Source organism: Metabacillus arenae (genome assembly GCF_014773385.1).
Taxonomy (GTDB): domain Bacteria; phylum Bacillota; class Bacilli; order Bacillales; family Bacillaceae; genus Metabacillus_D; species Metabacillus_D arenae.
Map to the genome: position 1 here is coordinate 1 of NZ_JACXAI010000045.1, position 22,248 is coordinate 22,248.

At 37.0% G+C, this 22,248-nt stretch carries 21 protein-coding genes and 2 pseudogenes; 9 read left to right on the plus strand and 14 right to left on the minus strand.

Annotated features, from left to right (window positions below; translation table 11 throughout):
• Positions 1-542 precede the first annotated feature (542 nt).
• From IC621_RS27290 to IC621_RS23380, 3 genes are all read left to right on the plus strand, one after another.
• Entirely contained in the window at positions 543-587 is a 45-nt protein-coding gene (locus tag IC621_RS27290; RefSeq protein ID WP_105980607.1) for an erythromycin resistance leader peptide, read from the plus strand.
• 390 nt (positions 588-977) lie between these two features.
• A complete protein-coding gene (locus tag IC621_RS23375; protein ID WP_191162009.1) occupies positions 978-2,162 on the plus strand; it encodes an MFS transporter in 1,185 nt (394 codons plus the stop codon).
• A 117-nt stretch (positions 2,163-2,279) separates the two neighbouring features.
• Entirely contained in the window at positions 2,280-3,734 is a 1,455-nt protein-coding gene (locus tag IC621_RS23380; RefSeq protein ID WP_191162011.1) for an Msr family ABC-F type ribosomal protection protein, read from the plus strand.
• A gap of 334 nt (positions 3,735-4,068) precedes the next feature.
• On the opposite strand, the gene IC621_RS23385 is transcribed toward IC621_RS23380, so the two are convergent.
• The 7 genes and pseudogenes from IC621_RS23385 to IC621_RS26695 all read right to left on the minus strand — a co-directional run bounded on the left by IC621_RS23385 (position 4,069) and on the right by IC621_RS26695 (position 9,597).
• Positions 4,069-4,629: a maltose acetyltransferase domain-containing protein gene (locus IC621_RS23385; protein ID WP_191162013.1), complete on the minus strand. Its 561-nt coding sequence runs from the start codon at positions 4,627-4,629 to the stop codon at positions 4,069-4,071.
• A gap of 66 nt (positions 4,630-4,695) precedes the next feature.
• A complete protein-coding gene (locus IC621_RS23390) occupies positions 4,696-5,937 on the minus strand; it encodes an MFS transporter (protein WP_191162016.1) in 1,242 nt (413 codons plus the stop codon).
• A gap of 237 nt (positions 5,938-6,174) precedes the next feature.
• A pseudogene (locus tag IC621_RS23395) lies at positions 6,175-6,476 on the minus strand (VOC family protein); the annotation flags it as partial.
• 73 nt (positions 6,477-6,549) lie between these two features.
• Positions 6,550-7,575, minus strand: a complete 1,026-nt coding sequence (locus IC621_RS23400) for an ROK family transcriptional regulator (RefSeq protein ID WP_191162018.1) — start codon at positions 7,573-7,575, stop codon at positions 6,550-6,552.
• A 390-nt stretch (positions 7,576-7,965) separates the two neighbouring features.
• Positions 7,966-8,559 (minus strand): YdeI/OmpD-associated family protein, encoded by a 594-nt coding sequence (locus tag IC621_RS23405; RefSeq protein ID WP_191162020.1) that lies wholly within the window; start codon positions 8,557-8,559, stop codon positions 7,966-7,968.
• Positions 8,560-8,880: 321 nt separating this feature from the next.
• Positions 8,881-9,270, minus strand: coding sequence for an SRPBCC family protein (locus tag IC621_RS26690; protein WP_224752764.1), 390 nt, complete (start codon positions 9,268-9,270; stop codon positions 8,881-8,883).
• Between the two features lie 3 nt (positions 9,271-9,273).
• Positions 9,274-9,597 carry an ArsR/SmtB family transcription factor gene (locus IC621_RS26695; protein WP_224752765.1) on the minus strand — a complete coding sequence of 108 codons (324 nt, stop codon included), beginning with the start codon at positions 9,595-9,597 and terminating at the stop codon, positions 9,274-9,276.
• Positions 9,598-10,249: 652 nt separating this feature from the next.
• Here IC621_RS26695 and IC621_RS23415 point away from each other — a divergent pair.
• Both IC621_RS23415 and IC621_RS23420 read left to right on the plus strand, forming a co-directional pair.
• Positions 10,250-11,374 carry a saccharopine dehydrogenase NADP-binding domain-containing protein gene (locus IC621_RS23415; protein WP_191162023.1) on the plus strand — a complete coding sequence of 375 codons (1,125 nt, stop codon included), beginning with the start codon at positions 10,250-10,252 and terminating at the stop codon, positions 11,372-11,374.
• Positions 11,375-11,527: 153 nt separating this feature from the next.
• Positions 11,528-12,301, plus strand: a complete 774-nt coding sequence (locus IC621_RS23420; RefSeq protein WP_191162024.1) for an IclR family transcriptional regulator — start codon at positions 11,528-11,530, stop codon at positions 12,299-12,301.
• A 102-nt stretch (positions 12,302-12,403) separates the two neighbouring features.
• Here the strand turns inward: IC621_RS23420 and IC621_RS23425 are convergent, their stop codons facing one another.
• On the minus strand, positions 12,404-13,297 hold the full coding sequence (locus IC621_RS23425; RefSeq protein WP_191162026.1) for a LysR family transcriptional regulator: 894 nt from the start codon (positions 13,295-13,297) through the stop codon (positions 12,404-12,406).
• A 137-nt stretch (positions 13,298-13,434) separates the two neighbouring features.
• Here IC621_RS23425 and IC621_RS23430 point away from each other — a divergent pair, with 137 nt between their 5' ends.
• A complete protein-coding gene (locus IC621_RS23430) occupies positions 13,435-14,649 on the plus strand; it encodes a YbfB/YjiJ family MFS transporter (protein ID WP_191162028.1) in 1,215 nt (404 codons plus the stop codon).
• A gap of 33 nt (positions 14,650-14,682) precedes the next feature.
• Entirely contained in the window at positions 14,683-14,787 is a 105-nt protein-coding gene (locus tag IC621_RS26700; RefSeq protein WP_224752766.1) for a tautomerase family protein, read from the plus strand.
• 915 nt (positions 14,788-15,702) lie between these two features.
• Here IC621_RS26700 and IC621_RS23440 read toward each other — a convergent pair.
• From IC621_RS23440 to groES, 3 genes and pseudogenes are all read right to left on the minus strand, one after another.
• Positions 15,703-16,194: pseudogene (locus IC621_RS23440) on the minus strand (hypothetical protein); the annotation flags it as partial.
• Positions 16,195-17,019: 825 nt separating this feature from the next.
• On the minus strand, positions 17,020-18,663 hold the full coding sequence (gene groL, locus IC621_RS23445; RefSeq protein WP_191162030.1) for a chaperonin GroEL: 1,644 nt from the start codon (positions 18,661-18,663) through the stop codon (positions 17,020-17,022).
• A gap of 52 nt (positions 18,664-18,715) precedes the next feature.
• A complete protein-coding gene (gene groES, locus IC621_RS23450) occupies positions 18,716-19,000 on the minus strand; it encodes a co-chaperone GroES (RefSeq protein ID WP_191162032.1) in 285 nt (94 codons plus the stop codon).
• A gap of 536 nt (positions 19,001-19,536) precedes the next feature.
• On the opposite strand from groES, the gene IC621_RS23455 reads away from it, so the two are divergent.
• Complete coding sequence (locus IC621_RS23455) at positions 19,537-20,271, plus strand: CPBP family intramembrane glutamic endopeptidase (protein ID WP_191162034.1); 735 nt, start codon at positions 19,537-19,539, stop codon at positions 20,269-20,271.
• Positions 20,272-20,274: 3 nt separating this feature from the next.
• Positions 20,275-20,493, plus strand: a complete 219-nt coding sequence (locus tag IC621_RS23460) for a YdiK family protein (protein ID WP_191162036.1) — start codon at positions 20,275-20,277, stop codon at positions 20,491-20,493.
• A gap of 14 nt (positions 20,494-20,507) precedes the next feature.
• On the opposite strand, the gene tatC is transcribed toward IC621_RS23460, so the two are convergent.
• From tatC to IC621_RS23475, 3 genes are read right to left on the minus strand one after another with little or no spacing between them, the layout of a single operon-like run.
• Positions 20,508-21,254, minus strand: coding sequence for a twin-arginine translocase subunit TatC (gene tatC, locus IC621_RS23465; RefSeq protein WP_191162038.1), 747 nt, complete (start codon positions 21,252-21,254; stop codon positions 20,508-20,510).
• Positions 21,255-21,271: 17 nt separating this feature from the next.
• Positions 21,272-21,451: a twin-arginine translocase TatA/TatE family subunit gene (locus IC621_RS23470; RefSeq protein WP_191162040.1), complete on the minus strand. Its 180-nt coding sequence runs from the start codon at positions 21,449-21,451 to the stop codon at positions 21,272-21,274.
• 35 nt (positions 21,452-21,486) lie between these two features.
• Positions 21,487-22,125 (minus strand): redox-sensing transcriptional repressor Rex, encoded by a 639-nt coding sequence (locus tag IC621_RS23475; RefSeq protein ID WP_191162042.1) that lies wholly within the window; start codon positions 22,123-22,125, stop codon positions 21,487-21,489.
• Positions 22,126-22,248 lie beyond the last annotated feature (123 nt).

The window sequence follows — 22,248 nt, forward strand, 5'->3', positions numbered from 1 at the left end:
ATCGGAGGTGAGAATTAATGAAAACAGCGAAAGAGCTGATTTTTTTCTATACTCTTTAACTAGTTCTTTAGGGTGCTCACTTCATTTTGGCCATATTTCAATCGATTTCTGTTTGTTCATTCCATAACAAATAGCTCTTTGCTCTTGATCACCCACCGATCGTTTACTTATCTTCGATTTTTCCCCTTATATCTTCGAAATCTGAAATTTATCTACGAAATCGGCAGACTTATCTTCGAAAATTTCAAAATATCGATTATTCGACATAAATCATCAAAACTAAGTAGTGTACAGATTCCATATATTGTTTTTAAACCGCCAATAATGAGATAACATATAAATTCTGATATTATAAATAAAACTGCCAATTGCAAAACCATTGGTTTGTAATTGGCAGTTCCTGTGGTTTTGAAATAAAATTTGATAAAAATCCTGTTGTTCGAAGCAAGTTAATGGAAGAAGTTAAATTCCCTTTGACTTTTTCAAAAAGGCACTCTATAATAATCACTGTACTTTTAAATTATAAGGAGGATTATTAAAAAATGACACATTCCATGAGACTACGTTTCCCAACTTTGAACCAGTAATTGAATATGTTCAAAGACTCTGTTTGTCTATGCAGAGTAAACGGGATTAGTCTGTCCTTTTTTAATAATCTTCATTTCAAATACAATTATGTAATGTGAAGAAAGGCGGATCGTTCTGCCTTTCTTTATTTTTGTGTAATTTCCCTTCATTTGTTTTTAGCAAAAGGGAGGTTCTTTTGGTGACAGCTACCTTAGCATAACCCTAATCTAAAAAGGATGGGTCATCTTCCCTTTACTCAGAATCACAGGCAGATCGTCTGTGATTTTTTATTTTTTAAAATGATTGGAGGATTTTACATGATGATGTTACTTTTCTATTAATACGAGCTTCAGTTTTCAGCTCGTATCGGTGAAGAATCGATACGCAAATTTTAGGAGGTATCGATAAAAATGGAAAATTGGAAACGAAAATTTTTTGCAATATATTCAGGGCAGTTCTTTTCATTACTGAGTAGTGCGGCTGTCCAATTTAGTATTATTTGGTGGTTAACAGATACAACAGGTTCACCACTTGTATTAACACTGGCAGGGTTGGCTGGGTTTTTACCGCAAGCATTGGTTGGACCATTCGCTGGAACATTGACGGATCGTTACTCTCGTAAAATGATGATGATTCTAGCAGATATGACTGTTGCTCTAGGGAGTTTACTCTTATTTACATCGATGTATTTTAGTGAGCCAAGTATCGCATTAGTCTTGCTCGTTTTAGTCGGTCGTTCACTTGCAACTGCCTTTCATATGCCGGCATTGCAAGCTTCAATACCACTGCTTGCACCTGAAGAGCATCTCACAAAGGTTGCGGGCTGGGGACATACGGTAAGTTCAGTGTCAAATATTGCAGGACCAGCAGTAGGAATGTCGTTACTTGCAGTTAGCTCGCTTGAATGGGTGTTATTGTTAGATGTTTTAGGTGCTGTTATAGCTAGCAGCGTTTTACTATTTATTCACATTCCAAGCGTGCCAAGAACAGAAGAAACGGGAGCTAGCAACTTTATTGTTGAAATGAAAGAAGGGTATCATGCGATTGTAAAGCATCCCGTCTTGTTGAAGTTAACAATCGTCATGACCATCGTAGCTATTCTTTACATCCCTCTTGGCACTTACCTTCCACTTATGACACGCAACCATTTTGAAAAAGGTGTTGTAGAAGCAGGGTTAGTCGAGATTGTCTTTGCCATTGGATTAATAGCTGGAGGTTCGATAATAGGTGTATTAGGGGATCGTTTTGATAAAGTGAAAATAATGGCAGCAGGGATGATGTTGATGGGCGTTGCTTTATTCTTTTCTGGGTTTCTTACACCATCGCTAATTTATGTATTTGTTGTACTGTGTGGTTTAGTGGGTTTATCTGGTCCATTATTTTCAGCACCATTCTATGCCTATATCCAAACGGAAATTGAGCCACATTTACTTGGGCGAGTATTTAGTTTTGTTACAAGTCTATCACTTCTTGCGACACCAATTGGATACGCGCTAGCTGGAGTAATAATTGAGTTAACAAGTGTAACAGCGCTATTTTCTATAACAGGTATTTTAATTATTCTAAATGCAATTGTGGCTATGAAGACGAAGTAGGAGGGAGAGGGGAAAGTCCGTGCAATTCTTATTATTTTTTTAATGCGAGCGTGAAATTACGCTCGTATCGATCCTAGCTATCGATACGAAATCACAATATTTCGGGAGGTAGCAAATATGGAACAAATATGTTTTGAATTAGAAAATGTCGAAGTGACCTATTTAGATAATGAAGTATTAAAGATTGAACGGTTAGCAGTACATCAATTTGACCGAATCGGTATCGTCGGGAAAAACGGTGCAGGGAAAAGTTCATTAATAAAGTTACTGGCGGGTATTATTCGACCAGCAAATGGAAAAGTGCATCGTCACGTAGAGTGCGGTTATTTTGAGCAACTTGAAGCTCCAACAGCTACAGAAGCGGATCCAGCGTTACTTGGAAAATTAGACGTACCAAAAGACTCTAATCAGTTAAGTGGTGGGGAACAAACAAGAATGAAGCTCGCACAATTGTTTACGCATTATTACGAAGCTTTACTAATTGACGAGCCGACAACACACTTGGATCAAGAAGGTATTTCGTTTTTACTTGATGAACTTAAGTTTTACTATGGAGCGCTTCTATTAATTAGTCATGACCGAGCTCTACTAGACGAACTAGTCACAACGATTTGGGAAGTACATGAAGGCAAGGTCCGTGTTTATTCAGGGAATTACAGCGAATACATGGCACAAAAGCAGTTAGAACGTGAACAACAGAGTCAAGCTCATCAACAGTTCCTAAAAGAAAAGAGCCGGCTCGAAAAAGCAGCACATGAAAAAATGAAAAAGGCTGAAAAAGTTGCTCAAGCAGGGCGCATGTCAAAAAAAGAAGCGAATGCCATACCGAACAAGTCGTTTATGACGAAATCGAAAGGAACGAGCCAAAAAGCCGTACAACGCGCAGCAAAAGCAATTGAGCATCGAATGGAAAAGCTTCAGGAAGTCGAAGCTGTAAAAGGAGAAAGGCCAATTGTTTTCCACCTATCTAAAGCTTTGAAATTGCATAATAAGTTGCCAATTATGGCCGACCGACTCACTCTCCAAATAGAGAACAAAGTATTATTATATGAAGTGAGTTTCCAGCTGCCACTCGGTAAAAAAATAGCAATTACGGGTACCAATGGAAGTGGTAAAAGTACATTACTTCACCATATTGCGAATAATGGTGCAGGTTTAACCATTTCCCCAAAAGCAAAAATTGGTTACTTCCGTCAAATGAGTTATCAATTTACAAGTGATGAAACGGTATTGCAATTCGTGAAAAACCGTTCAGAATATGATGAAGTATTTTTAAGAAGCGTTTTACATTCGATGCAGTTTGTCGGTACAGATATCCTAAAAAGTGTGAAGGCATTAAGTGGCGGAGAAGCGATTCGCCTCCAACTTTGTCAGCTGTTCTTAGGGGAATATAACATTTTATTGTTAGACGAACCGACCAATTTTTTGGATATCGATGCCGTTGAAGCATTAGAACGGTTTATATCTGCATATGAAGGTACAATCGTATTTGTATCACATGATAAAGAGTTTATAAAAAATGTAGCAGATCTACAATTTAATATTTTCGAGAAAAAATTGAATCAAACGTGATTTCAAGTTGATTTAAGATAGGCCACCAAGATGATCTCGGCGGCTTATTCTTCCATTGTTCTATTTCATTTTTCAGTCACAATAATGTAAAAAACTACACTATAATTTATAGGGTGGTGTTTCTTGAAGATGGATTACAGAAATGATCAAACTTTTTTATAAAAAGATTACTGATAAGAGAATTCATTCTGATCAATCTTTTTTCAAAATGAATACTCTTTGTTTGCTTCTAAATAAGGCTAAACAACATCCTTTTTATTAAACCTTATTTCAAAGCTGCAATTCCCTTGCGGCTTTAAATCCTGTTTCAACAATTCCTCCTAAGCGCTTGATATTATTGCATGATGTGTTTAAGTATTTTTGCAGGATTACCACCAACTACAACGTTGTCTGGTACATCTTTAGTAACTACTGCACCTGACGCAATAACCACATTGTCTCCTATCGTTACTCCTGGGTTTATTACTGCCCTACCGCCAATCCATACATTGTTACCAAATGTAATAGGTTTTGCATATTCTCTTCCTGAATTGCGTTCAGTGGGATCAAGTGGATGAGTTGCTGTATAGATATGTACACCAGGTGCAAGCATACAATTATCTCCAAATCTTACTTCACAAACATCCAGTATGACACAATCAAAATTTGCAAAAAAATTCTCTCCTACAAATATGTTGTAGCCATAATCAACTCTGATATTTGGTTCCATATATACGTTTTCTCCAGTTGAACCAAATAATTCTTTTAATAATTGAGTACGTTTTTCACCTTCAGTTTCTAAAGTTTGATTAAATATTCTAACCTTTCCTCTTGCATTTTTACGGTCTTTTACTAATTCAGGGTCGGCAGGATTATACATTTCTCCAGCTGACATTTTCTCTTTTTCAGTTTTCATATTAAATCACTCCTACTATATTTTCCTTTGATGTATAAATAAGCAACTTTGTTATCTATTGAATCCCTACATGATTAAATTGCTGCCTGAGCTTGTATCTTTCCTCTTTAATAAATCCTTCTTTGTCAGGAACGCATTTAATTTTTCTGAACTTAGGAGCATTGCTGCGACAAAAACAACAAGACAAAATGGGAAGATTCCTATTGTTGAATGAGATGCAATGAAACCAAGAAGAGGTGGCATGAATGTACTGCCTGTATAGGCAACAGCCATTTGATAGCCCATAATTGTCTGGGAATGCTTCTTCCCAAAACGTGTTGGTGTTTCATGCAACATACACGGAAATATCGGTGCTAATCCTAATCCAATCATAATAAAACCTACAAGCGAGAAAGTGGACGGCAATGGTAATAGTAGAAGTGCAGCACCAGCTAATGCTATTATCTGACCCATCCGAATGAGAGTACGGTTACTCATTTTAAAGGTAATAAAGCCTGTAATAAGTCTACCAATTGTTATTCCTCCGTAATAGAAGGAAACCCACCCTGCAGCAGCCGCTACGGGTAACTCCTTGACATTTACCAGAAAGCTGCTTCCCCAAAGACCCACTGTTGCTTCAACCCCACAATAAAACAAGAAAGATGCCAGAGCCAGATTAACTCCTTTAATTTGTAAAGGTTTTACATCTTTAGCTTCTACGTCATTAATTACACTTTTTGAATCTTCGGTCTCTTCATTTAAAGGAATATTGCTGTTTTTTTTCACTCTGTTCCATAAAGGCAAAGTGAAGAGAAGGATTATAACTAACGCAAACTGAATGCCAGAAATAACAAAATATCCATTTCTCCAAGAATTTTCCTCCGAAATAAACTGAGCCATAATGATAGGACCAAGAGTAGCTCCAACTCCCCAAAAACAATGTAACCAACTCATATGATGTGCCTTATAATGTGTAGCAACATAATCGTTTAATCCTGCATCAACAGCTCCTGCTCCTAATCCAAGTGGGATAGCACATACAATTAACCAAACAACCGATGGAGCAAAATGAAATCCTAGTAAAGCACCAGCAGTCATTAAAACGCTGACACATGTTACTTTGCCAGTTCCGAACTGTTTAAGTACCTTTCCGCTAACTAAACTGGAGATAATTGTACCTCCTGCAATCGTCATAAAAAGAAATCCAGCAGTCTCAAGTGGAGCCCCATAGTCCGATTGCATCACGGGCCACGCTGCCCCCAACAAAGAATCAGGTAAACCTAAGCTGATAAAAGCCAAATAAATGATGACTAAAAGGAATATTGTCATATTTAAACCTCTCCTTTAATTATTTAAGGTCAATAGTACTTTCCGATTTGTTTTACCTGCTTGTTCCATTCATCATGAGATCAAGTCCAAGACTTTGTAATCCATCTTGAGTTACCTCCTTATAACAAACTTATTAAAGAAATTTAAAAAGTTTAGAAATAAAAACTTATTAAATTTCTTTAATAAGTTACCTGACAACGAATATAATTTTCGAAATTTACCTTTATGACCCTTGCGTTATATAGTCAACTCTATAAGATTTCCTTCAGGGTCTTCTATTACACTCTCATAATACCTGTCTCCAGTGATACGAGGACCACTAATAAGAGGATAACCATTATTTTTTAATCTGGCTGTCATTTGATTAACGGACTCCCTGCTTCCCAAGGAGATGGCTATATGAGCCCAACCAATTTTATCACCCCGATTCTGCTTATCAATACCTGCCTTACGCATAATCTCTAATCGAAGCCCGAGTCAAAAGTTAGAAAATAAGATTCAAATTTCTTTTCACTATTATGATATTTAATGTTTGACTTAACTAATATCTACCTTTGATTTAGGTGATTATTAATAAATGTGATTTTTTTTATATAAAAACAGAATTGCTGTTTATCCATCGATCATGAGATCAAGGCACAGACTTTGTAATCCAAATAAATAGTCTTGTTTCCAATCACTCATTGTAAGCTCTGGAAGATGTTCTGACGGGATATATTTTGAGCTGCCTATGGTAATTTTGTCTAATATTGCTTTTTCAACTTCATCCATACAAAAAATAATGGTATGAGGATTAATGATAGCTACAAACGAGGCGACTAACCTGCTAATTGCATCAATCTCATAACCATCACGGATAGCTGCTTTTTTAGGTCCACTTCCGTTTTCCAAAGCTTGGCGAAAATTTCGGTCATTATACTGAGGGACGAATGAAACCTCTCCTGAGAAAAAAGTACTTCCCCTCACCACATCTCCATTGATCATAATTCCTGCGCCCGGGCCATTTTGACCAGAATACAAATATATAAGGGATTGCTTGTCATTAATTCCCCGATTATTGTGATATCCAAGAACAGCAGCATTCATATCGTTCTCTACTACGACAGGTATAGAAAAATGATTCTCATAGTATCCTTTTAAATCAAAATTTTGAAACTGCTCATATCCTGGTATATAAAAAATCCGGCCATTATCAACCGAACCAGGAACGCCAATTGCCATAGAACTGATTTTCGGATATTTAGTCATTATATTCTCAATGCACGTAGTTAATAAATTTAAACCATCATCTATTAATACACTCGGTGCTTTTCCCTGTTCCTTTACTTCTCCTATACAATTAAAAATTGTATAATTCGTTTCTGTTCTCTCTAGAAATATTGCCAGACCTAACATATGCTCAGGATTGTATCTATATCTTTTTGCTCTTCTCCCACCACTAGAATCATCTAAACCAACTAAAATAATTTCCCCATCCTTCTCCATCTGTGCTAGGAACTTACTTATTGTAGGGAAACTAATTCCTAATGTATGGCTGAGTTCAACTTTTGTTGCACTTCCAAGTTCTAAAAGAGTTGTACGAATACCACGAAGGATCACCTTCTTCATAGATTTTGGAGTAGGGAATAACTCATCCACTAGATTCACCACCTAAAAAAATAAACTTATTAAAGAACTTTAATAAGTTACGGTGTTAATATACCATATCCCATTTTTGAAAACAATAGAAATTGATATTGAAAGGTTACTTTCCATCATACGTTTTTAAAACCACATATTTAGTTCAAGAAAAAAGGACCTTTCAGCAAAAGCCAAAGGGTACATTATTGTGTGCAGTATTTTTCTTTTTTTAAGTAATGTGTAAGCCTGTTACACGGTAGTTTGCTTATAGTCTAAGGAGCACTTTTTTGTTTTTTTCCATTTTAAATTATTTGATTAAGTCTTATCTGCAATCCAAAAAAGAGTTCGAATGAACGCATAGTGAGTAATATTATAAAGTTTGATTATTTTATTTTCTCATCAAATATACTAATCATTTAATCCCTTTCCACTCAGAATTTTCTGCATACATTTTTCAACCCTTGACACTCGAGTTTTGGATTGTTTTGGTGCAGAAAAATGAAAAATATAGCCTCTTTGTCGTCCCGGCGTCAATGCTTCGAAAGCAGTTTTCAAGGCAGGGTTCTCATCGAATTTAGTTTGAAGTTCTTCAGGAATGATGAATTCTGTACTCTTTTTAAAATTCACTTCCAAACCAGCTTTTTCAACTTCAATGGCTTCATAAATATAGGCTTTCAAGATGGTTTCCATTTCAACTATTTCTTGAACATTGGTGAACCGAATCTGGCGCGCCGCCTGTACATTCTCCGTTTGTTGGATTAGAATCCCATGGGGATCCTGTAACAAGGCACCTTTGTGAAACAAAAGCGCGCAATATTCTTTAAATCCATGTATTAAAACGATGTTTTTGTTCTCAAACATGTAACAAGGATGCATCCACTTAATATCTTCGGTCAGCTCACAGTCAAGAACGATATTTCTCAACGTCTCAAATTCTCCCTTCCACTTTTTGGCTTTTCTTAAAAATCCATCAACCTTACGATTCTTTCTACTATTTGTCATCAGAACACCCTCTCTCCAGTTTTTCAATCAACTGACAGCCAAGAATGATCATTCTCTAATTCTTTCTGTCACTTTTTGACTTTCCTTGAATATACATCAGCCTTGAATCATTTTCCATGCCCCACTTGGCAAGCTTGCTCGAGCTTCCGGCAAGATGGCATCTATACAGTTACTATTGTTGGCAATTAATTGATGTATTTTCATATTGATATCCTCTAAATTCACAAAATTTAGTCTTTCAAAGCAAACGGCTCAGTCCTATACTGAGCCGTTTGCTTTTCCTTCTTCGTTAGCTAAACTAAAAAACAGGTTCAGAGGTTCTTACATTTTCTCTAACATTTTTTTTAGTTCTTCAATCATATTCGCCCAACCATATTTCGCACCATTGAAAGCTTGATCTTCTTTTTCGAATCCAGTTTGTTCAAGGTGTAAGTAGGTTATTCCATCCTCTTGCTTCAATGTCCATGTGACTATAGTGTTTATCGGACCACCTACCCAAGTGTAAGATAACTTAAAAGGCTCATCTACTACTAATACTTCACAATCTACAATTAAATTCCACTGCTCATTTCGGAATTGACATTTATGTCCTACGATTGGTTTAAAGTTATTTTCCATTACCCATTTTGCAAGAGTATCCGAATCTGTTAATGCGTTCCACACCTTATTGATTGAGCTTGTAAACTGAAAATCCAAAGAAAATTCTGCCATTATTTATTCCTCCTCTAATAAAATTTTTAAAAGGTCCACTTTTTCCTTCCAAAATTTCTCGTAAAAGGATACCCAATCTTTAACTTCCTGCAGCGGAGCTGCAATTAGTCGATACCTTGTTTCTCTGCCAACTTTACGGTCAGCAACTAGACCAGCTTCTTTAAGGATAGCCAAATGTTTAGAAACAGCGGTACGCCCCATTTGAAATTGTGCGGTTAATTCGTGAAGTGGTAACTCTTCTGCATCTGCCAACAAACGTAGCAATTTACGCCTTGTTGGGTCAGCAATAGCTACATAAACATCACGCTCTTGATTTTTCTCGCTCAAAATCACCCCCCCTTTATAAATCGGACACCAAAAGGTGTCTTTATTATAAGACACCTTTTGGTGTCCTGTCAATTTTTATCTTTGACATAATGGCATTTGTTTTATTCTTTTATCATCAAGTATACTTCTTCAGCTAACCTGCCCTTTAATGGCATGACTTTAAATTCAAGATGTACCGTCTAAATCCAGAATATTGCCCTAAGAACGAAAAGCGCAGAGCGCCCGCCTATCGGCGACAAGCACAAGGCGAGCCGGCATGAAGGTTGTTCTTTAACCTTCTTGACGGATTGACCCTGAGACCTCGAGCCGATGGCGCTCGGAGCTGGACAATCATAGCACTCATTAAAACGTTAATACTTTAATTAACTTAAACTTTCTTAACTAACGAGAAAGAGCGCAAATTGACTACGCTCTTTTTAGCTAATCTTTTTATCAGATTCATATCTTTTCCAGGCTTCTCGAAGACTCGATATCAAGATATTTTGACTGTTTTCAGTTACACGGTATTAACACTATTAAAACAACATGAAAACTAAAATAACATTGGCCTCTCTTTTTATGAATTAAAAATATTGTAGCTGAAATTTCTATAGAGAACCTTTACAATCATAAAAAAGGGACACTGTCCCAAAATAAACGGAGGGTTTTATAAATGAGTAAAGTACTCCTTTTTGGGTCTGGTGAGGTAGGCAGTCATATTTTAGAATTTTTAGTCAGAGACCCGAAATGCCCAGAATTGGTTGTATGTGATATTAAAGCGGAAGTGGGGCAAAAAAGGGTTCATAATGCTCTTAGCGGGGCTTCCATCCTAAGACTCTATCCAAAGGTTTCCTTTAAAAAAGTGGATTTATTAGATGTAGAAGCAACCGCCCGTGTGATTGAAGACGAAAATCCGGAGGTTATAATTAACTGTGCGGTTTTACAAACCTGGCACACTATTCGTAAACTGCCAAAAGAAGTGTACGAAAGGCTTAGTGCTGCAAGCTTAGGAGCTTGGTTGCCTTGCCAATTAGCACTTGCATACCATTTAATGCTGGCAGTTAAAAAATCCGGATTGAATCCACATGTAATTAATACAGCATTGTCGGATTTGGTTAATCCCGTTTTGGCTAAAGTCGGCCTTGCCCCTACAATAGGTATTGGAAACGTTGAATTAATTGAACCAGCTGTAAAAGTTTTTGTTTCTAATCATTTACAGGTCCCAACAGATTTAGTAAGAATCTACCTTGTGGCTCATCATCAATGGTGGGTTTATCCTAGAGAAGCAGAATATAAAAAGTCCCCTTACTTTATTAAGGTTATGGTTAATGATAGAGACGTAACCAATCAGTTTGATACCGATCAACTATTATGGGATGCCATTAAGTTATATCCGCCTGGAACGGAATTCACAACAGTATCTGCCAGTTCAACAATTAAAAATATGTACGCATTGATGAATCCATCAGGGATATTCACGCATTCACCTTCACCGAAGGGTTTGCCTGGGGGGTATCCAATCATTCTTAGCAACAAAGGAGCAGAACTCGCCCTTCCGGAGGAAATTTCACTGGAAGAAGCTATCAAAATAAATGAAGAATCTGCGAAGAAAGATGGTATTGACCATGTCAAAGATGATGGTACGGTGGTGTACTCTGATTATACCTATAGAATTTTAAAAGAGATGCTTGGTTTTGATCATGCCTCCTTCAAACCAGAAGAGAGTTTTGAGCTTGCAAAAGAACTGATGAGTAAATATAAGGAATTTGCTTCTAAGCATGAAACCATAGAATCTTAATACAATTTTGGGGCTGACTCTTTTGATTCGGCCCTTTTATATTGCTGTACCATCATTTCTAATGGATTTGCGAGAAAATGCCGGTTGTGCTTAAATTTGAGTAAATGTATTTTCCTTACCAGTCTGGTAGTCGCTTTAAAGGAGGAAGTCAGAATGTCTGAAACCAATAAACCAATTTCACGAATCGCTGCTGTAGATAATGCAATAGATCTTCTATTGCTATTAAGTAATAAAAGTGAAAGAAGTATCAGGGAACTTGGGGAACAACTTAATGTTACGAAAAGTACGTTACACCGCACACTACAAACCCTTGAAAATCGAGGTTTTGTAAAACAAGATCCTATTTCTAAAAAGTATTCATTAGGTTATAAAATTCTAGAACTTAGCGTCAAACTAAAAAGTCAAAACGAATTAAGGAATTTAGCTTTCGAAGACATGGAGGAGTTACGAAACGTTATTGGAGATACTGTACAATTAGCTATTCTGGATGGGGAGCAGATCCTTATTATTGAAACCGTTGAAGGAACAAAAGAACTTCGTATATTCTCTAAAGCCGGACAAACTTTACCCCTTACTTACGGAAATTTTGGAAAGGTCTTTTTAGCTCATGTGGATGTGTCTAAAGTTAAAGAATATATGAAAGAACAACCATTAAAGAAATATGGATCTAAATCGATTGTTGACGAAGAAACATATTTGAAGGAATTAGAGAATGTAAAGAAGAGCGGCATTTCTGTCAGTATTGATGATCCAATAGATGGAGCTGTAAGTATGGCAGTACCTATTTTCGATAAAACAGGGGTGGTAATTGCTTCTCTTTCCATTGTTGGAGCTAAAACACCACACCTTGTTGAAAACAGAACTTCGGTCGAACAACTCGTTAAAAATACAGGATCAAGAATTACAGAGAAAGTGAATAGATCTTGAAGTCTGACTGACAAATTTATTGAGATAATCAACAAAACAGGAAGCTTATATAAGCAGGTAATGTTCTTAAGAAAAAGTTTTCGCAAATATCTCAATTAATATTCAAATAGTAATAGATGACCTTAAAACACTTCTCTCATCACTAAACATTTCTATGAATTTTATTAAAGATGTAGGCATAAATGTATCTTTTCGGTAGATGAATACTGTTCTTACCTTTCCATATGGGCCAGGAATTTGATGATATCTAATGTTTCCATCTTCTACGTGCTTTTGGATGACAGAAATAGGGAGCAGACTGACGCCTAGACCAGCAGATACACAGCCAAGGATTGCTTCAAGTGTGCCAAATTCCATAATTTTATTAGGAAATACCCCTTCTTGGTGCATCCATTGCTCGAGATTTATCCGATAGGTACATCCAGGACGAAATACAAGCAGAGTCCGAGTCTGAATATCTTTGATAGATGACAAAGACGGATGAATCGTATCTGTGATGAGCACCAATTCCTCTTCTATTACTGTTTTCTGAATCAGTTCAGGATGATCAATAGGCCCGGCTACAAAGGCTCCATCTAATTCATAATTGAGAACTCCCTGGATATTTTGTATAGTTGGCCCTGTTTTTAAAGTTAGGTCTACTTCAGGATAATCGTGATGGTATTTTGTAAGTAGCGGCGGTAAGCGAACTGCAGCAGTTGTTTCCATAGATCCTATAATCAAAGGGCCTTTTGGTGTCTGATCATCTTTCATCACTTTACTAGTCTCTTCTATAAGTTGAAAAATTTTTTCAGCGTATGTCAGTAACAAATTCCCTTTAGCTGTTAAGATAATGCCACGATTATGTCGATAAAACAGAGTTGTTTGAAGCTGAGTTTCTAACTGTTGAATTTTAGTGGTGATATTTGATTGTGCATAATTCAGCTCCCGTGCTGCCCCTGAAATACTCCCCATTTCCGCAACGGACTGAAAAACCTTTAAAGCATGTAAATCCATAAGACATCTCCCTTTATTTGTATATCTTCTTTTTTGCTATCTCAATAACAGATGGCAAGCATCTAGTTTCTGTATTATACCATATAACAAAAAAGGAATATGATACATATAAGTAATCTTTCAAAGGAGTTGAGGGTTTGACTAAACAACCATTTCTCTTTTTAATAGGGGGAATCTTTTCTTTAATCATTGCTATGGGAATTGGGAGGTTTGCCTATACTCCTATTCTTCCGCTTATGCAAAAAGATCTCTCTTTTTCAGATGCAATAGCAGGTTACATTGCCACAAGCAATTACGCAGGATATTTGCTTGGAGCAATTTTAGCAGGGGTCATCCCTTTGAGGCAGCACAGAACGCTTTCCTTAAGATTAAGTCTGACCATCAATATCTTAACCACTGCCTGCATGGGTCTATCTCATTCTTATGTACTTTGGTATATACTTCGTTTTCTTTCTGGATTCACCAGTGCCTTCGTGTTTGTTTTAGCCTCTAGCATCGTGTTAGATAAACTTGCTGCCAGGGACAAGACAAATTGGTCAGGCTTTCTCTACGGAGGGGTAGGCCTTGGAATCTTTTTAACCGGCCTGATCATTCCGGGTTTAAACCAATCATTAAAGTGGGAAGGCGCTTGGATAGGATTGGCTGTCGTAAGTGTATTCTTTGCTTTCATAGTGTGGATATGGCTCAAAGATTCCCCTATCATTCGTGAGCGAAAGAGTAAACAAGAATTTTTCACACAGGTCCCTCCAGTCAAATGGTTCCCTTGGCTGATTGCAGCCTACGGCTTGGAAGGATTAGGTTACATCGTAACAGGTACGTTTATCGTATCTATTGCTGAAAAGACCTCAAGCTTTGGTGGCGATGCTACTTTAGTTTGGATGGTTGTAGGATTAGCTGCATTTCCATCATGTATCATTTGGTCATCTCTGGCTAAAAAATGGGGGTACGTTAAGTGTTTAGTGTTTGCAATGACTATACAGTCCGTCGGTATTGCAATGCCTGTCCTCTGGATGTCCCAAACCGGTCTTGTAATAAGTGCAATATTTTTTGGAGCCACGTTTATGGGTATTACTACACTTACCACAACATTGGCACGCCAAATGAGTCCTTCCAATAGTAATCGAATCATTGGCTATCTTACAGCTATCTATGCTTTTGGCCAAATGATTGGACCAACAATTGCGGGGATTTTATCATCATTCACCCGTGATTATAATGCTGCTTTGATAGAAGCAGCAATTGTAGTATTAGTTGGTGCATGCTTGCTTTTAAAAGGAATTCAATTTGAGAAGAAGCCCAATATTGAAAATGCACCCATGAATTACAAAAAATTATTAAATGAAAAGAGATAATTGTTATGCCATAAGTAAATATCAAAATTACAAATGAAAACGGAATTCCAGAAAAAAGCATTACTTATTAAAGGAGCAACACAGTTACTAGGTGACGTACTCGGTAAAAACCCCAATACAACGGTTGTGGTAATATGAGGTTAATACTGATAATTGGGGGATTGCAGGAGAATCAACAACGGTTCGCAGAAAAAATGGGCAGTGATCATATCGGCCGTTCTTTTGAAAAACACCCGTTATAGCCCAATCGGATAGGCTTGAAATGAATCATTTAATCTTCACGTTACTTTCCTATACCAGTTTAAGTATCAGTGAATTATCGGTCTTAAAATGGACAGATTTTAACGAAAAACAAGGCACTATTCGAGTTACTAAAACTCTAAATTTGTATTATATGCGATTTTGACTAAAATATATAGTTGGAATAGGTGTTGTTTAAAGTAGTAGAAGTGTTTTATTAATGACACGGTTAATCAACTAAGGCAAGTCATAGACATTTTTTAAAAGCTAAGTGTCAACGTTCGATAAGGTTGATAATTAGCTTTTAAACATGCTATCAAATTGATTTCATTTTGTTTTATTCTGTGACCCTTATTCAATTAGAGCGCCCAATTACGGAATATTCCTTATGTTGATCAATAACGGTGGTCAAATCAGTAAGACTCACTTTTTTCGCGAATATGGCCATAGCCTTTTTTAAAATTTTATTTCCTCTTGAAGGCGAAGCATTTGTTTATAAATATTGGAAAAATCCTCTGGAGTTGCCATGGTTCCATCTCCTAATTTGATAGGAGAAAACTTTTTAATCCAATGATAGACGGTTACATCAGATTTGCCAGATTGATAAAAATCCACAACTATTTTTTGAAAGGTTCATTATATTTTTTGCCTACATTCTTATTCCCCATAAAGGACACATCCTTTCATTTTCATTTTAGACAGATATGAAAAAATTTAACTAGAATGTGTCCCTATACCAGCACCATACAATAATAAAATTACTAATTTTTAATAACTACTTTCCCACTAAATATTTGTTTTTAACATCATTCCTTATTCAATAGTCTGCCCTACAGCCGTAATTTTGCAAGTTGAAATTGCAAATCTAGCGATTGTATCAGAATTTATTGGTAAAGTACCTAACACTATGCCAAGACCTGTTTGTTCCACGTTAAAATCTGCTGCAATAGAACCATTGCTTGCTAAAAGATTTACTGTAGAACCGATACGTGTATTTAGGAATTGTCTAATTGGTCGTTCACGACAATCACATTCGCCCCCAGGATCAACAGGTGGCAATAAGTTGATAGGAGGTCCTGGTGGTAAAAACCCTACCCCTGTTATATCAGAAATATTTACCACATAGGTTGTGTCTGTATCTTCATTTGTAACAGTAACTAAGAAATCATTTACACCATCAATATTGACTTCAAAAAAGAAAGGTATTCCTGGTTTGTCTGCAATAGTGCCAATAATTACAGTTTGCCCAACAAGTTGTTGTAAGACGGATTGAAGTGGAGAAACACAACAGTCACAAAGACTGCCAACAGGAGGTTCAGGTCTTTGAGGAAAGAAGTTACAATCTTGTGGCGGTGTTTGTTTTTCTACACAAGAATTTAATAATTGGGATTTACGTAATTTTCTTAGTTTCGGAACAAATCGATTGTTTGTCATTACACTCACCCCTTTCTAATTCAGTATATTTTTAACTTCACTACACGTCTGTTGAACTTACCTATTTATTTTGGTGTTAGAGAAGAAATTCTTATTAAACTAAACTCCCTCAATGAAAGAAGCTGCCCCGTTACTTTAAGTACACTCCTTCACAACCTCTATTTGTAAACATACATATTCAAGTTAACTTCAAAGTGTTATTCAATTTTCTGACCGATTGTTGAATAGCAAGACTGGAGAAAATGAGGTTATCAACACTTTTAAAAAACAATGGTTAAAACAAAAAGAAATCAAATTACAAGTGGGTAGTGAGTATTATGATAAAGGTTTTGTTTTTGGAAGGTTTAACGCTCCATAGTTTGGTTAACCACATTTTATTAAGACTATAGAATTTCGACTGGAAAGCTTGTTAAAGAAAACACCATCTTTAAATAAACGACTCACTCACACATAATTGTTAGCAGAAGCTGGTGTTGAATTACTTGAAATTATGATTCGACTTGGTCATACAGAGGATAAAACTCCAACACAAGTTTATTTACACATTACCAAAGACAGAAAAAAAGAAGCTTCCCACAAGTTTGATCAACTTATGAGAAGCTTCTTTTTGTTTTGGAAAGGTCTAGGCACCTTTTCGGCACCTAAAATGATGTTTTTACCTTTAAAACCCTGATATACAAGGGTTTTAAGGCTAAATTACATCATGCCGCCCATTCCACCCATGCCACCCATTCCGCTCATGTCAGGCATGCCGCCACCGCCAGCGTTTTCTTCTGGCTTGTCAGCTACAACTGCTTCTGTTGTTAAGAACATTGCAGCAACGGATGCAGCGTTTTGAAGGGCATAGCGAGTTACTTTAGTTGGGTCAACGATACCAGCGTCTACCATGTTTACCCATTCGCCAGTTGCAGCGTTGAATCCTGTTCCGATTGCTTCACCTTTAAGGCGTTCAACGACAACAGAGCCTTCTAAACCAGCATTGTGGGAAATTTGACGTACTGGCTCTTCAAGAGCACGTAATACGATGTTCACACCAGTTCCTTCGTCGCCTTCTAATGAGAGAGAAGCTACTTTGTTGTAAACATTCACTAGTGCAGTACCACCACCAGAGACGATACCTTCCTCAACAGCAGCACGAGTTGAGTTTAATGCATCTTCAATACGAAGCTTGCGCTCTTTTAGCTCAGTTTCAGTAGCAGCACCAACTTTGATAACAGCTACACCGCCAGCTAATTTTGCTAAACGCTCTTGTAATTTTTCTTTATCGAACTCAGAAGTAGTTTCTTCTAATTGAGCACGGATTTGATTTACGCGGCCAGCAATTTTTTCAGATTCTCCAGAACCTTCAACGATTGTTGTGTTTTCTTTTGTTACAACAACTTTAGAAGCACGGCCTAATTGTGTAATGTTTGCAGATTTAAGATCTAATCCTAAATCTTCAGTGATTACTTCACCGCCAGTTAAGATGGAGATATCTTCAAGCATTGCTTTACGACGGTCTCCAAAACCAGGAGCCTTAACAGCTACTGCATTGAATGTTCCGCGTAATTTGTTCACAACTAAAGTTGCTAGTGCTTCACCTTCAACATCTTCAGCAACTAATAGTAGCGGCTTGCCTTGTTGAACAACTTGCTCTAGTACTGGAAGAATTTCTTGAATGTTTGTGATCTTCTTATCTGTAATTAAGATATATGGATCTTCAAGAACAGCTTCCATTTTATCTGAGTCTGTTACCATGTATGGAGAAGCGTATCCGCGGTCAAATTGCATACCTTCAACAACTTCTAATTCAGTTGTAAAGCCTTTGGATTCTTCAATCGTGATAACTCCGTCGTTACCAACGCGTTCCATAGCTTCTGCAATTAATTGGCCAACTTCATCGTCAGCTGAAGAAATAGCAGCAACCTGTGCAATAGAATCTTTACCTTGGATTGGCTTAGAAATAGCTTGAAGCTCTTCAGTTGCTACATTAACAGCTTTTTCAATTCCTTTGCGTACGCCCATAGGATTTGCGCCAGCTGTTACGTTCTTTAATCCTTCACGGATCATTGCTTGTGCAAGAACAGTTGCAGTAGTTGTACCGTCACCAGCTACATCATTTGTTTTACTCGCAACTTCAGCTACTAATTTAGCACCCATATTTTCGAATGCATCTTCTAATTCAATTTCTTTTGCAATTGTAACACCATCATTTGTAATTAAAGGAGAACCGAATTTCTTCTCTAATACAACGTTACGTCCTTTTGGTCCTAATGTTACTTTAACTGCGTTCGCTAATGCATCAACCCCGCGCAGCATTGAACGGCGTGCTTCTTCGCTAAATTTAATATCTTTTGCCATGAAAATAACCTCCTCAAATTTTAAATAGTATCTATCCGATTTTTGTAAGAAATTAGCCGATGATAGCTAAAATGTCACTTTCACGTAAAATTAAGTATTCTGTTCCTTCGTATTTCACTTCTGTACCAGAATATTTTGAGAAGATAATGCGATTGCCTTCTGCTACTTCAAGAGCAACACGCTCTCCATTCTCTAAAACGCGACCTGTACCAACAGCTACAACTTTACCTTCTTGCGGCTTTTCTTTCGCTGAATCAGGAAGAACAATACCACTCGCAGTTTTCTCTTCAGATTGTACAAGTTCAATTACAACGCGGTCACCTAATGGCTTTAACAAGTGAAACAACCTCCTCAAATTTTCCAATGAATTTATGTAGAATTATTAGCACTCGATTCAATTGAGTGCTAACACAATTTATATATTATAAAAACTTGCTGTTAATTTCAAGTAAAAAGATAAATTTTTTTGAACACCCTTTCACTTTATTACAATCGAACTATAAAGTGCCGCTTCGATCAGAAATTTTTTTCTCTCAGGATGGTTGACGCTGCAGCTTTAGCAACCGTTCGTAAGCCCTATATTGCCATACCTTAAGACCAAGTTTACCAACCTAAGAGCGGGACAAATTCAAAGCTTCACTAAAGCATTTAGCAAGAGCAAGCATTGAGCTATTGTTTTGTCCCTATTTGAGTGTCTCATACATGCGATTTTCAGACAGTGTGTTACAATAAGGGCTGGTAATGTGAAACTTCCATCAATGGTGTTTTCTAGGGTTTTTCCAGCGAAGGTGTAAAGATTGACGCCAAAGTTATGGTTGAATAAAAGTGAAGAAAAAGATAGAAAATATGTGTCTAATGAAAAGGAGAATACTGTTGAAGAAACAATATTGGTTTGTCATACTGACCTATATATTCATGCAATTTTCAGGAATAGCAGGTGCCCCGCTTTTAGTTAGCTTAGGTGTAGGGGCAGGAGAGCCGAAACGGGAGGCACTTATAGCTGCTTCGGGTTACTGGGCAGTCATCAGTTTTACAGTAGCGCTTATTATCATTCTGCTTCTCATGAGAAAAGACTTTAATGAAACGTTAATGCGGGAAAAGCCTGCTTCTATAGGAATGTCTATTGTTTGGTCGATTGCCGGTGTTTTTATGGCCCTTTTTGTACAAGGAATTGCCGCTAACATCGAAACGAATCTATTTGGAGTCGATCCAGGCTCTGAAAATACTCAAATGATAGTAGAGGTTATCCAGGTTACTCCCTTGTTAATGGTTGTTACTTCCATAATAGGCCCAATATTAGAGGAGCTTATCTTTCGGAAGATTCTATTTGGCGTGATCTATCAGCGAACAAACTTTTTTATAGCTGGATTAATTAGTTCCGTTATTTTTGCCATTGTACACGGTGAACCTGAGCATCTTTTATTATATAGTGCAATGGGATTCACTTTCGCATATCTCTATGTAAAAACTAAACGCATTATTGTCCCGATCTTTGCCCATGTTGCAATGAATACATTCGTTGTCGTGATTCAGGTTGTTTTCCGGGAGGACATCGATAAGATCATGAAGCAATATGAGCAAATGCAAGCAATTATTGGAGGATTTTAAAACATGAGAACAGGCCCTAGCGGGATGGGAATATTTTATTTAGTAATGGGTATATTATTTACCTATCTTGCTATCAATAGTGCGGATGGAGGCATATGGAGCTTTCCCACTATCTTATTAATGGTGATCGCTACGTTTGACTTTGTTGTTGCAATCCGCATGTTTTCAATTTCCCGTCGCATAAAAAATATGAAGCAAAACAAAAAGGATGACTCCAATTAATGGGTCATCCTTTTTTAATTATTGTTTACTCTCTGAAACTCCGCTTTCTGCGCTTTTCGATACGCAACACGGGAAAACACAATACTTATTTCATATAAAATGAATAACGGAACGGTTACCATTAAATGTGATAACAATTCAGGCGGAGTGATTAAACCAGCGATCACCAATAAAATAAAGTATGCATATTTTCTCACCTTTGAAAGGAACATTGGTGTTATGATTCCTAATCGGGTTAAGAACATGACCAAAACCGGCAGCTGAAATAAGAGTCCAAAGGGCAAAGTAATTTGGAATAAGAAAGAAAAATACTCATGGATCCCTATGACAGGATTGACCTCCAGACTATCAGATATCCGAAACATAAAGTCAATCACAAATGGAAACAAAATAAAATATGAAAAAGCTATCCCTAATAGAAACAAGAAAACAGACATAGGTATGTAGCTTAATGTCGCTCTTCTTTCTGTTTCATATAAACCAGGGCTGACAAAAGACCAAAGCTGATACAAGATCAGTGGAGATGTTAATACAACAGCAATAATAAAAGCAAATTGCATGTAAACCATTAAAGGATCTGTTAGTTTAAATGCGTTTAATGTCAGTTCCTTTGCTTGATCTGTTTGTTGAAGATAAACGATAACAGGCTGAGTTACAAAAAAACCGATTATAAATGAAATGAAAAAGAAAACGACAACCCACCACAGTCGTTTTCGAAGTTCGTCTATATGTTCGTATATAGACATATCTCTATCTTTCATGAAGGATTCATCCTATCTCATTTCTCGTCTTTCTTTTTTTTATCATCATCGTCATCTGCTAATCCTTTTGTAGCATTTTTAAATTCGCGAAGTGTATTGCCTGCAGCTTTTCCGAGCTCAGGTAATTTCTTAGGACCGAAAATAAGGAGAGCAACAATCGCAATTAATATAATACTTCCAGGACCTAATGGACCCATACTTACTCACCTCCTAAAGTTGTTGTTTCCATCTATTATTCATTCGGATAATGTTTTAAAAAATACACAAGTGATTGCAATTCAACAGCCAAATCTATGTGATGAATACGAATCGTATCAGGAACACTTAATCTAGCAGGCGTAAAATTGAGAATCCCCTTCACACCACACTCTATTAAGCGATCTGAAATAGATTGTGCAGCAGGAGCAGGTACAGTCAAAATCGCCACAGGAGTATCCGCTGGAAACCTTTCTTCCAGCTCATCAAGGTGGAAAACTGGAACCTCCCCAATTTCTGTGCCAATTTTTTGCTCGTCCACATCAAATGCTGCAATAATCTGGGTATTGTTATTTTTAGTAAAATTATAATGTAGGAAAGCTGTTCCGAGATTTCCTACACCTATAAGTATAACGTTTGTTACTTCATCTTGATCAAGTGTTTTTCTAAAAAAGGATAACAAATAATTAACATTATAGCCATACCCTTTTTTCCCCAAAGCTCCAAAATATGAAAAATCTCTTCGAATCGTTGCCGAATCTACTTTTACCGCATCACTCAATTCTGCAGAGGACACTCGTTGTTTTCCAGAAGAATGTAGATTTTTTAAAAAACGATAGTATAAAGGCAATCGCTTCGCTGTTGCCTGCGGAATCTTTGATTGGTCGATGTTCACGGGTATCCTCCTCAATCGCTCACGTCTATGTGGTTATATAATAGGTCTTTAGCCGGAACATTCATTCCAGTATATTCTTAAGGAAGAGTTATTCATATGTAACAGCTGCTTTCCCTAAAAGTG